The sequence below is a fragment of the Paenibacillus campi genome (assembly GCF_034659835.1).
GTDB lineage: Bacteria > Bacillota > Bacilli > Paenibacillales > Paenibacillaceae > Saccharibacillus > Saccharibacillus campi.
In genome coordinates this window covers 1-12,220 of sequence record NZ_JAXSQZ010000002.1, presented here as the reverse complement: position 1 = coordinate 12,220, position 12,220 = coordinate 1, and the positions used below count along the sequence as shown (strand labels likewise).

Here is a 12,220-nt window from a genome sequence, read left to right as displayed (position 1 = left end):
ATAGCGATGCGACAAATGACAGTCAATTTACCGGTGGTCGGCAAAACAAACAAGCTGATACCAGTAAAACACCGGCACCAGCTTTTCATTGGTCCAATGAAGACGATCGTTTTGCAAATGGTATGTGGAAATTTCGGGCAGGCTGTACATCGATTGCTGCATGTGGGCATCCATATTTCGTTCCCCCGGCAATCCAATTACCGCATGTCTGCTTCTTTGTACGAAGACATCGTTAGGTAGTGCATTAACTGATTCGGTTTCATCGACAAAATATCATTTACCAGCTCATACAATCGGGGCATTCCTTGTTTTGCATATTTGCTGTTCAGGCAATCCCATAATTCTTCCGAGGTCATCTGCTCATATCCGAGCATTTTAAACTCTTCGATTTTGCTCTGGCATAACGATTCGATTAGCTCGGTCAGTTCTGCGTTGTTCAGTTCATCCATGTCTACCAGCTACCTTCCTTTTAACTTCATAGCCTGCCCTGCTCACATAACCGCCGCCGGATGATCTGTCCAGCACATAATACGCTTTATACATTTCGGCAGCGCAGGCGTTCATTCCTGCTTTTTACATAAACTTTACATATAAAAATGCAGAATCGGGCGCACTTACGGCATCAGCACATACAACACATACAATGACGATAACAACAGCGACAATAAAGTAAGCGGCAAAGTAATACGCAAAAACTCCACATACCGCAGCTTCTCTCCTGATCGCTCCGCCATCGACGCCGCAATTAAGCCTGCTGCCGAGCCAAGCAATGTGCCGCTGCTGCCAATGCCTGCCCCAAGCGCCAACGACCACCATAACGGATTCAGCAATGCAGGCGAACTTGCCTCCATCTGTTGCCCGGTTTCTTGCAACAGTGGAATCATCGTTGCCACGAGTGGCATATGCTCCATCGCAGCCGATAATAAACCTGTTACCCATAATACGATCATAGCAACCAACTGTATATTGCCATCGGTTAGCTCGATCAAATAGGTCGCTCCAGCAGCAATCCAACCTGTATGTGCCAGCCCACCGACTATAATGAATAACCCTACAAAAAACAGCAATGTATCCCATTCCAGTTGCTTCAGTACAGCCAGCGGACGAATGCCACCGCTAAACTTGCCGGCAAGCAGCAACAACACCGCTCCACCTGCCGCAACCGTACCAGGCGTCCATCCTAGATGTGGAGCGAGCGCCAGCGCAACAATGATGAGCACGAACAGCACCGGCACGACAGCTCGCAGGGCAAGCGAGCGTTTCGTTCCTACCTTATCCGACTTTAACATCGCTAGTGCATCCGGCTGTAATACGGATGGCTGAAAGCGCAATGTTTTACAATAACATAACCAGACGAGTCCGATATTGAGCACAAACAGCACGAGCACGAGCGGACCGAGCGCTGTAATAAAGGCGGTAAAATCAAGCTGACGATTCGCCGTTCCAAGCCACATATTGACCGGTTGTCCGATCAATGTTGCTGTACCGCCGATATTCGTCGCCAGTACCGCACCGATTAATAACGGTATGGCAGACAGTCGAAACGCGCCAGCAACCGCAAGGATAATAGGCACAAGCAACAACATCATCGTTACCGGATCAAGCAGTGCCGCTCCAACACCAGCAACTAGCATCAAATACAAATACACCAATGCCGGACGTCTGCCGCTATGCCGGATGAACAGCACCGCTATATGCTCAATCCAGCCGGTGCGTCCTAGCACCGCCGCCATTACCATCAATCCCGCCCATAACAGCAATGTGTCCCAGTTGATATCGATTCGAATCGCCCCGCTCCACTGCACGATGCCAAGCAGCAAAAATAGCATTGCTGCGACAAGCGCCACCAGCGCTCGATTCCACTGCTCCGTCATCCAAATCGCATACGCAATTAGAAAAATCAAGAGCGCAATCGTCGGCTGCCAGCTCATCATATCCGCTGTCATTTGCATCCATTCCCCTTTCACATGCCCTTCAGCCATTCCTATGTAACTACATTGTATCATCGATAAAGGGCACAAAAGCAAACGGACTGCGCCAGCAGCGCAGTCCGTTCATCATCCTACATCTTCAAAGCTGTACCGCTTTGCTTCCACTCGGCAAAAGCCGCTGTGGGGATTAGGCTTTGCTCACGCTCGCCTGCGCGCTTTCTTTTGCCGATGCATGGCTAATTGCCGAACGGTCAAAAGTCAGCTTAGTCACATCATTTACACGCAGCACGACGATATCATCCGTCATTTCGACGATTGTACCGTGCAGACCGCCAATCGTTACGACTTTATCGCCTTTGCCCAGCGCATTAAGCATCTGGTTACGCTGCTTTTGTTTCTTTTGCTGCGGACGAATCAGCAGAAAATAAAATACAACAAACATCAGTACAAATGGCAAAATCGTCATTAACATATTACCGGAACCGCCTGCAGCACTCGCTACATTAAACATGGTGTTTCCCCCTTATCAAAATATAAACCGGAAGCCGGTCACCCGGACTCCGTTGTGTTTCTGTCATGGATACCGCTTCAAAAACAAGCAGCAATCAAAAACCTTTGTCATTGCCATGCAATCCATACTGCGTGAAAAACTCATCACGGAAATCAAGCAGACGGTCTTCCATAATCGCCTGACGCACACCACGCATCAGATGCAGCAGGAAATGCAGGTTGTGGTACGTCGTCAAACGCAGACCGAATGTTTCATCCGCTTTGATCAAATGACGCAAATACGCACGCGAGTAATTACGGCATGTGTAACAATCACAATTCGGATCAAGCGGGCCAAAATCACGCGCATACTGTGCATTACGCACGACTACACGTCCTTGACTCGTCATCGTTGTACCGTTACGCGCAATACGTGTTGGCAATACACAATCGAACATATCGACACCACGAATCGCCCCTTCAATCAGCGCATCCGGTGAGCCAACACCCATTAAATAACGCGGCTTGTTTGTCGGCAAATACGGCAGCGTATACTCGAGCGCTTGATACATCAAATGCTTCGGCTCGCCAACGCTCAGTCCACCAATAGCATACCCCGGGAAATCCATTGAAGTCAAATCAAGTGCACTCTGTTTACGCAAATCTTCATGCATCCCACCTTGCACAATCGCAAACAAACCTTGATCATGTGAGCGAGCATGACTTTCGAGGCAACGCTCTGCCCAGCGCGTCGTACGTTCCAGCGATTTTTTGACATATTCGTATTCCGCCGGATAAGGAGGGCACTCGTCAAACGCCATCATAATATCGGAACCGAGCGCATTTTGAATTTCCATTGCTACTTCTGGTGACAAAAACAGCTTATCACCATTTAAATGGGAACGAAAATGTACGCCTTCCTCACTAATTTTACGCATTTCGCTCAAGCTAAATACCTGAAATCCGCCACTGTCCGTCAAAATCGGGCGATCCCAGTTCATAAATTTGTGCAGCCCACCCGCTTCTTTGATCAAATCATGACCAGGGCGCAAAAACAGATGATACGTATTGCTCAAAATAATATGCGCATCCATCTCTTTTAATTCTTCAGGGCTCATCGTTTTTACCGTTGCCTGTGTACCGACAGGCATAAAAGCAGGCGTTTCAATCACACCGTGCGGCGTATGCACACGGCCCAGTCTCGCCCCGGACTGCTTACACGTTTTAATATGTTCGTATCGAATAGGTCCAGACATCACATGTATTCTCTTCTTTCTGCATTAAAATATTCGTTCACGTCCACCCGGACGCTGTTCACTGGAGTACCGTTACATCACAATAGCTCATTTTGCACAGGCAGCCAAAAAAGGGCAGCCCCGACATTTTATTATACCGGAGCTACCCTGCCTAGCACAATATATGTTTATATGAATATATCAATAAATAAACATCGCATCGCCAAAACTAAAAAAGCGGTATTGCTCACGAATCGCTTCCTCATACGCAGCCATAATATGATCGCGTCCAGCCAGCGCACTCACTAGCATAACAAGCGTCGATTTGGGCAAATGGAAATTCGTAATCATCGCATCTACCAGACCAAACGTATGCCCTGGATAAATGAAAATTTGTGTCCAACCGCTTGCCGCTTGCAGCGGTTGCCCGGCAAAATCACGTGCTACCGTCTCCAATGTGCGCGCCGATGTCGTACCGACAGCGATAATCCGCCCGCCACACGCCTTCGTTGTATTGATCAATTCAGCGGTTGCTTGTGGTAATGAATAATACTCCTGGTGCATCACATGATCTTCAACCGTATCGACACTCATCGGACGGAATGTGCCAAGCCCAACATGCAGCGTGACGAATCCGATCGACACACCTTTGGCACGAATCGCCTCCAACAGCTCGGTCGTAAAATGTAGCCCTGCCGTTGGCGCGGCTGCCGAGCCTTCATGCTTCGCGTATACCGTCTGGTACCGCTCGCGATCATCCAGCGTTTCTTTAATGTAAGGCGGCAATGGCATCTCACCAAGCCGATCCAAAATCTCCTGAAAAATGCCTTCATAACGGAAAGTGAGCACCCTCATGCCCATATCGCCTTCTTCTTCAATGACCGCTTCCAGCTCATCGCCAAACTGAATCACCGCGCCGGTTTTAATCTTTTTGCCGGGCTTCACAAGCGCTTCCCAGCGATCGCCTTCCAATTGCGTCAGCAGCAACACTTCCGCTTTGGCACCGGTATCCTTTTTCGTTCCAAACAGGCGTGCCGGAATGACCCGTGTATCGTTCAGAATGAGCGTATCGCCTTCATTCACATCTTGCAAAATGTCACCAAAATGCTGGTGACGCACTTCGCCGGTTTGCTTGTTTAACGTTAGCAAACGGGAAGCCGTTCGATCTTTAAGCGGCACCTGTGCAATCAGATGCTCGGGTAATTCAAAATCATACAAATCCACTTTCATGTTCATTTATCCCTTCACAATATCGACATTATGGTAATAATGTTCCAAAATTTGCTTGTAATCGGCACCTTGATCCGCCATCCCTTTGGCACCCCATTGCGACATGCCAAGTCCGTGACCATTACCGCGCCCGGTAAACAGGAAGCCACCTGGCTCTGTCACACGCGCATTGCCGTCCCCGTTCATAATGACGGTGCTCGAACTGCCCACACCGCTACCGGAAGCACCGAGCAATGTCGTGCCACCTGCCGTCAATTCATCCTGTGCATTACTCGCCCCGATCACCGTATATTTATCCGTACTGACCACATCAAATAGCGTACTCGGCAAGCCATTTAATGCGGAACGGAACATATCTGGATATTTTACCTTGACGACGCTGCCGTTGACTTTGATCTCGGTCACACGACCGGAAGGCCCGCGCTGACTCACCTGAATCGACGTAATCGTCGCCGGCAATGGAGACGTCGTTTTCCCTTTTAATGCCGCCAGCAGTTCATCGGATTTGAACGGCCCACGCATCCATTGATAACTGTTCGATTCCGGTACCACTTCCAGTACGACCGCTTCATCGCCCGGATTAAGCTGACCTACCGGTTGTATGCTGTTTTGCACGACCGGCAGTTTGCGTACATTCGTATTTTTGCTAGTGACCGTCAGTTTGTCCAGCCCGGCGGCTGTTTTGTCTCCGGTCAGCTTTACATTATCTTCACGCACATAACCGGAGCTGCCGTTGTCGAGCAGTACATGATACCACTTTTTCAGCGAAGCCTGCGCCGCTTCATCCGTTTTGGAATCGACCGTCACAAACACATCACTGCCACCGCTGTTCCATACTTCGGATGTGTCAGCACTCGTCCCGCCTGCATTGGAGGAAAAGATCGATTCGACTACTTTACCGTTTTTCATAATGACTTCGCCTGCTGTAGCATCAACCGCCGCCGTAATGCGCTTATCTTCGGCACCTACGCCATTATAGGCTTGGCTGAGCGTCGTATCAACTACATCGGCAATTTTAAATTTGGAACCTTGCTCTTGAAAACGAGCATAACTGCGCGCTGCTACCGCCTGCGCCTTTAGCGATTCAGCTGGCCATGAAGCTGACACTTCACCACCAACGACCGAGTACAAATATTCCTCCATCGGCAGCACATTAATCCATGCTAATTGTCCGTTATAATTGCTTAGCTCAAAATCGCCGCGATACGTTCGCGCAGAGCGTTCAGTCACCTGCGTACCGGATGCATTGCCTTTTACAGTCAACGTCGCATTGTTGCCGCTCAATATATAATGATCGACCGGAGACGGGCTAGTCACACTAGACGTCACATTTTGCCGCATAATAAGCGCGGGTGTGGAACTCGTAACCGTCGTCAGCGTCGCTGTCGGTAACGCTGCCGCCGCTGCTGTTTTCACGGCTGCCAGTGCATCACTATTCGCTTCTTCACCGATCCACACCTGATATGCACTATTACCAGTTAGCACGACATATGCGTCCAGCCCAGCCGCCTGCGCTGTAGTTAGCATCGCTTGCGCTTGTGCCAAATTGACAAAACTGCCTGCCGACAGATGCATACCACCCTTCACCGTTGGCGTTTGCCCAACCAACAGTGAACGTGCGGTCGAGCCAACACGCGTTGCCGCCGCTTGGGCAGTAGCTTCCGATGGGTACATGCCTGTGTACAATTGATACACCGTCTGTCCAGCTTTGGAAGTGGCAAATACAATCGGCTTGTCACTCGTCGGCTGAAGCAGTTTAATGCCCGCTGCTGCCGTATCAAAGCTCGGCGTTTCCAACACTTTTACCCGGTAACCGTCAATACCAAAACTCGCCTGACTGCCGATATCCATCCACTCATCAAAAGTACCGCCCTGCGTAACCCCCACCTGCAAATCGCCAGCCGATTTCACATTCACCACCGGCACGATGGACGTATATGTACTGCCGCCATTAAAAAACAGACCGACCCGCACGTCGCCTTCAACCGAGCCATCGCTAGCATGAGACACCGAACAATAACCGAAAAAGCTACAGCTCATCACAACCGCCAAAATAAAGCTACTTGTTTTACGCATACACACCTCAGAATATTTATAATAGATTGAACAAGCAAAAGATAGACTCACAACATCACAACATCACAACATCACAACATCACAACATCACAACATCACAACATCACAACATCACAACATCACAACATCACAACATCACAACATCACAACATCACAACATCACAACATCACAACATACCCAATTATACTCCATCTTCACACTCGTCGACATTTTCGTCAGACCGATGCTATATAAATATAACATTTTTTCAGAAACTGTGCTGACTGTGCTGATAGTGTGACTATGCCATACTAAGCTGCTACTAACAATCAACAAGTTGCTACCTGCCGAAGCGGAATAACGTTCAGAATATTAGGCTGCCCGCTTTAAATCTATAATTTGCCGTTGTACAGGCTTCTGCTATGAATAAGGAGAGCCCTCGGATATAAAGGCAATATTGAAAGCAGTTAAGATACTATTACTTTGACTGCTTTCAATGTTCGATTTAAATCCGCTGCATATACTTTGATAGCGTGAATCTATGCAACAGCAAACTATATATCGAAAGCAGTCAGAGTACTATTAGGTTGTCTTAAGTACATTTACAGTTTATCGATCTAACTATCGCTTGATGAACAGATTAAGATGCGTTTAAACACGATTTTCACTTAAAACAGCCTACTAGTACCTTGACCAAATTAAATGTTAATTTTGATTGTGTACTGAAATCCTAATCGATACGATCTTAAAACAGATTCAGCACTCCAATTAATCTCGGTCAAGTTTCAATTAAAAATCAGGTTCGCACCTACCTAAACGTGTTCATTGTCAAGTAATTATGAACTAGGCATACCGTGAATTTATCTGCGACAAGCTACTACTATGCTACATCAATAGCTTTTTAGACTGACGCTTTTGATACAGCATATATTATGTCATTCTACTGCAACAATCGATTCCGAAACCTAACACCTAGCCAACAAAAAAAGCTATAGATGTACGTCCATACATCCATAGCTTCTACATTCTAACCTAGTAGCTTGTCTTCAGTGAATTTACAGTTTGTCTATCTAATCATCGCTTGGTGATGATTAGGTTAAGGTACGTTTAAACACAATTTTTATTTGAGACATCTTACTAGTAGGCTGACCAGCTTAAATTCAGTATCTCATTCACTCTATCTTATGAAAATACACTGGAATTGTAGCAGGACAACATCGCTGCTCTGCACGAGCAAACTACTTATTTAACGCGGTCAGCCTACTAGTAGCTTGTCTCAAATACATTGACGGTTTGTCCATCTAACCATTGCTTGATGATGAATCGGTTAAGGTACGTTCAAACACAATTTCCATTTGAGACAGCCTACTAGTGTCATCTATTTCCCCTTCAAATCCTCCGGCATCGGAATACCTAAATGACTATACGCCTTCGGTGTCACTACACGCCCGCGCGGTGTACGTTGCAAAAAGCCGAGTTGCAGCAAATAAGGTTCATACACATCTTCGATCGTCTGTCCTTCTTCACCGATGGTGGCGGCAATCGTATCCAAACCGACCGGGCCTCCGCGAAAGCTGTGAATCATCGCTTCCAGCATTTTATGATCGATCTGATCCAGACCGCACGGATCAACTTGCAACATATCAAGCGATTCCTGCGCAATTTCAGGCGTAATAATGCCATCGCCGCGCACCTGCGCATAATCGCGTACACGTTTAAGCAAACGGTTGGCAATACGCGGTGTGCCGCGCCCACGCAAAGCGATCTCCTCTGCGGCATCGCCCAAAATCTCAATACCGAGAATGTCCGCGCCACGACTGACGATAAATGTAAGTTCATCCACCGTATAAAACTCCAGCCGACTTACAACACCAAAACGGTCGCGCAACGGTGCCGACAACAGCCCCGCTCTCGTCGTTGCCCCAATCAGTGTAAATGGAGGCAAATCCAAACGCACCGAACGCGCACTTGGCCCTTTACCGATCATAATATCGAGCGCCGAATCCTCCATCGCAGGATACAACACTTCTTCCACCGAGCGGTTCAAACGGTGAATTTCATCGATAAACAATACATCTCCGTCCTGCAAATTGGTCAACAGTGCAGCCAGATCACCCGGACGCTCAATCGCCGGGCCGGATGTCGTACGTAAATTCACGCCAAGCTCGTTGGCAATAATGTTCGCAAGTGTCGTTTTACCGAGTCCTGGTGGCCCGTACAGCAGCACATGATCCAGTGCTTCACCACGCATTTTGGCAGCCTCGATATAGATTTTCAAATTTTCTTTTACACGGCTCTGTCCGATATATTCCGCAAGGTAACGGGGACGCAGACTGAGTTCCACCGCTTGGTCTTCCATCATTAAATTAGCCGATATAATGCGGTCATCCGTCATCTTAATCGCTCCCCTCTGCTTGCCTGCGGCAAGTTTATTTCCTAATTTAACACAGTCATTTTTTTATATAGTAAGCTGTAACTCTGTTATACTTGCCGATCATCCCTATAAAATCCAATCCGCATACCTATAATGAGATTAAGACAAGCCATTACAAACACAATAGAGCGCCTTCCAGACACAGTCCAGTTCGATGTGCGCATAACTACCTATTTTAAAAATTGTAGCATTTGTGAAAATTTAATAGTAGTCTGTCTCAAGTACATTTACAGTTTATCAATCCAACAATCGCTTGGTGCTGAATCGATTTAGGGACGTTTAAACACAATTTTCATTTGAGACATCCTACTAGTACCTTGACCAAGTTAAATGTTAATTTGGATTGTGTACTGAAATGCTGATCCATGCGACCTTAAAACAGATTCAATACTCAAATCAATCTCGGTCAAGGTACTAAGGGCGTGTACGCTTCTGCTTAACCAGTATACAGCATCTTCAAAGCTCGCTTCATCACCGCATCCACCGTATCCTCGGGGAATACTTCATGTTTGAGCGTTTGCCAGACACGATCTAGTTCGGTATCTGTATAACCAAGTACTTTTAGACCTTCACGCACTTCTGACCATACATCCCCGCCTGATACAGCCGGTGCAGTCGCAGACGCAAACAATCCTGTCGTCATCAGCGAGTCACCAATACCATCTAATTTATCCTTTAGATCGAGAATCATACGTTGTGCCGTCTTTTTGCCAATGCCTGGCAGCTTCGTCAAAAACGTAATATTTTCCTGATAAATCGCTGCAATTACACCTTCTGGACTACCACCGCTCAAAATACCGAGCGCAACACGCGGCCCAATACCAGACACTTCGATCAACTTACGAAACAGCTTCTGCTCATCACGGGACGGAAAGCCAAACAACTGAATCGCATCTTCACGCACATAATGATGGATATAAACGATCGTATCCCCTTCCGCTTTAGCAATCGCAAACGGATTTGGACAAAATACACGATACCCTACTCCATGCACATCCATAACGACATATTCATTTTCCAAATGAACTACAGGTCCACGCAAAAAATCGATCATTTTTTTAATACCTCATTTAACTTGGAATTCAACACATAGGAATGAGCATGACAGACAGCAACAGCAAGCGCATCAGCAACATCATCCGGCTTCGGTATTTTTTGCAAATTAAGAAACATACGTACCATCTCCTGCACTTGCCGCTTCTCTGCTTTTCCGTAACCAACAATTGCCTGCTTGACTTGCATTGGCGTATATTCAGCGACTGGCAACCCTTTTTGCGCTGCTGCCAAAATAGCGACACCTCGCGCCTGACTAACCGACATCGCCGTCGTCACGTTACGATTAAAAAACAACTTTTCAAACGCAATCATCTGCGGCTCATATTTCTCGATCAGCTGCATCATAGCTTCGTAAACATGTAATAAACGTTCTTCCTCCGGTGTATGCGCTTCGGTTTGAATGCAACCATACTGCACCGGCGTTAGCTTACTGCCATTTTTATCAATAAATCCGAAACCGACAATCGCAATTCCGGGGTCAATGCCCATAATACGCAATCCCATCTCTCCCTCACATAACCCACCTAATGTCGATCATCGCTCGTATCGTTGCTAATTGTGATCACTTTACCACAACTATCACACCGTTCAGACCATTTTCCCATCATTTATGGCAAAATGGCTTCCTCTCTATAATAAGCGAAATAGGCGAACATATGTATCATTTTTTTATTATATCAGAAAATCGTCTTCTCTACCTGGCCAACAAATGAGTGAAGGTCGATAAAAAGGTTCAGACCAACTAATCCTTATTTTAGATAGCACACTTTTAATTACATTCTAATCTGTTAATTGCATGTTAATAAATCAAAAAAGCCATCATTCATGAAGAATGATGGCTTTTACATATCGGGATGACACGATTTGAACATGCGACCCCCTGGTCCCAAACCAGGTGCTCTACCAAGCTGAGCTACATCCCGATATAAGTGCCGGTGAAGGGACTCGAACCCCCACGGTTTCCCTCACGATTTTGAGTCGCGCGCGTCTGCCAATTCCGCCACACCGGCAAGTGTGAAAAACTTAAATTAAATGGCGCGCCCTAAGAGATTCGAACTCCTGACCTTTTGATTCGTAGTCAAACGCTCTATCCAGCTGAGCTAAGGGCGCATATGGAGCGGACGACGGGAATCGAACCCGCGACCCTCGCCTTGGCAAGGCGATGCTCTACCGCTGAGCCACGTCCGCATATTGCATGTAAAACGGTAATTCATTAATATAACTAAACGTTCTAGTTATAAATGGCGGAACCGACGGGATTTGAACCCGCGATCTCCTGCGTGACAGGCAGGCATGTTAACCCCTACACCACGGTTCCACTTTAATTGCGGGGACAGGATTTGAACCTGTGACCTTCGGGTTATGAGCCCGACGAGCTACCGGACTGCTCCACCCCGCGTCGTCAAAAGAAATTCTTATGGTGGAGACTGAGGGGATCGAACCCCCGACCCTCTGCTTGTAAGGCAGATGCTCTCCCAGCTGAGCTAAGTCTCCATATATGACCCGTAGGGGATTCGAACCCCTGTTACCTCCGTGAAAGGGAGGTGTCTTAACCCCTTGACCAACGGGCCTCATTCAAAACATCCTTTAACATCTTAACACAGTCCTTACATAATTGCAAGTCATTTTTACAATTTTATTGATTAAGCATTAACCGGCTTCTGGCGGAGAGAGAGGGATTCGAACCCTCGAGACGCTTGTGACGCCTACACGATTTCCAATCGTGCTCCTTCGGCCAACTCGGACACCTCTCCATATGGCTCCCCGAACAGGACTCGAACCTGTGACA

Annotated in this window: 10 protein-coding genes and 9 tRNA genes; all 19 read right to left on the bottom strand. The window is 47.2% G+C overall.

Features of this window, described 5'->3' with window-relative positions; genetic code table 11:
* Positions 1-27: 27 nt before the first annotated feature.
* Positions 28-174 (bottom strand): hypothetical protein, encoded by a 147-nt coding sequence (locus tag U1I11_RS05485; protein WP_322904558.1) that lies wholly within the window; start codon positions 172-174, stop codon positions 28-30.
* Between the two features lie 23 nt (positions 175-197).
* On the bottom strand, positions 198-449 hold the full coding sequence (locus U1I11_RS05480) for a post-transcriptional regulator (RefSeq protein WP_322904557.1): 252 nt from the start codon (positions 447-449) through the stop codon (positions 198-200).
* Between the two features lie 165 nt (positions 450-614).
* Positions 615-1,982, bottom strand: a complete 1,368-nt coding sequence (locus U1I11_RS05475; protein WP_322904555.1) for an ArsB/NhaD family transporter — start codon at positions 1,980-1,982, stop codon at positions 615-617.
* A gap of 136 nt (positions 1,983-2,118) precedes the next feature.
* Positions 2,119-2,442: a preprotein translocase subunit YajC gene (gene yajC / locus U1I11_RS05470; RefSeq protein ID WP_322904553.1), complete on the bottom strand. Its 324-nt coding sequence runs from the start codon at positions 2,440-2,442 to the stop codon at positions 2,119-2,121.
* A gap of 94 nt (positions 2,443-2,536) precedes the next feature.
* Entirely contained in the window at positions 2,537-3,676 is a 1,140-nt protein-coding gene (gene tgt / locus U1I11_RS05465) for a tRNA guanosine(34) transglycosylase Tgt (protein WP_322904551.1), read from the bottom strand.
* A gap of 180 nt (positions 3,677-3,856) precedes the next feature.
* Positions 3,857-4,885, bottom strand: a complete 1,029-nt coding sequence (gene queA, locus U1I11_RS05460; RefSeq protein WP_322904549.1) for a tRNA preQ1(34) S-adenosylmethionine ribosyltransferase-isomerase QueA — start codon at positions 4,883-4,885, stop codon at positions 3,857-3,859.
* 6 nt (positions 4,886-4,891) lie between these two features.
* Positions 4,892-6,961, bottom strand: a complete 2,070-nt coding sequence (locus tag U1I11_RS05455) for a SpoIID/LytB domain-containing protein (protein ID WP_322904548.1) — start codon at positions 6,959-6,961, stop codon at positions 4,892-4,894.
* Positions 6,962-8,319: 1,358 nt separating this feature from the next.
* Positions 8,320-9,336 (bottom strand): Holliday junction branch migration DNA helicase RuvB, encoded by a 1,017-nt coding sequence (gene ruvB, locus U1I11_RS05450; RefSeq protein ID WP_322904547.1) that lies wholly within the window; start codon positions 9,334-9,336, stop codon positions 8,320-8,322.
* A 475-nt stretch (positions 9,337-9,811) separates the two neighbouring features.
* A complete protein-coding gene (gene ruvA / locus U1I11_RS05445) occupies positions 9,812-10,429 on the bottom strand; it encodes a Holliday junction branch migration protein RuvA (RefSeq protein WP_322904545.1) in 618 nt (205 codons plus the stop codon).
* Positions 10,426-10,929 carry a crossover junction endodeoxyribonuclease RuvC gene (gene ruvC, locus U1I11_RS05440; RefSeq protein ID WP_322905724.1) on the bottom strand — a complete coding sequence of 168 codons (504 nt, stop codon included), beginning with the start codon at positions 10,927-10,929 and terminating at the stop codon, positions 10,426-10,428. The genes ruvA and ruvC overlap by 4 nt, the downstream gene beginning before the upstream one ends.
* A 351-nt stretch (positions 10,930-11,280) precedes the next feature.
* Positions 11,281-11,354 (bottom strand) — tRNA-Pro (locus U1I11_RS05435).
* Between the two features lie 7 nt (positions 11,355-11,361).
* Positions 11,362-11,441, bottom strand: a tRNA-Leu gene (locus U1I11_RS05430).
* A gap of 23 nt (positions 11,442-11,464) precedes the next feature.
* A tRNA-Arg gene (locus tag U1I11_RS05425) sits at positions 11,465-11,541 on the bottom strand.
* A 3-nt stretch (positions 11,542-11,544) separates the two neighbouring features.
* Positions 11,545-11,619: transfer RNA gene (locus tag U1I11_RS05420), tRNA-Gly, on the bottom strand.
* A 54-nt stretch (positions 11,620-11,673) separates the two neighbouring features.
* Positions 11,674-11,749 (bottom strand) — tRNA-Asp (locus tag U1I11_RS05415).
* 7 nt (positions 11,750-11,756) lie between these two features.
* Positions 11,757-11,830, bottom strand: a tRNA-Met gene (locus U1I11_RS05410).
* Between the two features lie 19 nt (positions 11,831-11,849).
* Positions 11,850-11,925, bottom strand: a tRNA-Val gene (locus U1I11_RS05405).
* 5 nt (positions 11,926-11,930) lie between these two features.
* Positions 11,931-12,002: transfer RNA gene (locus tag U1I11_RS05400), tRNA-Glu, on the bottom strand.
* 91 nt (positions 12,003-12,093) lie between these two features.
* A tRNA-Ser gene (locus U1I11_RS05395) sits at positions 12,094-12,185 on the bottom strand.
* Positions 12,186-12,220: the final 35 nt, after the last annotated feature.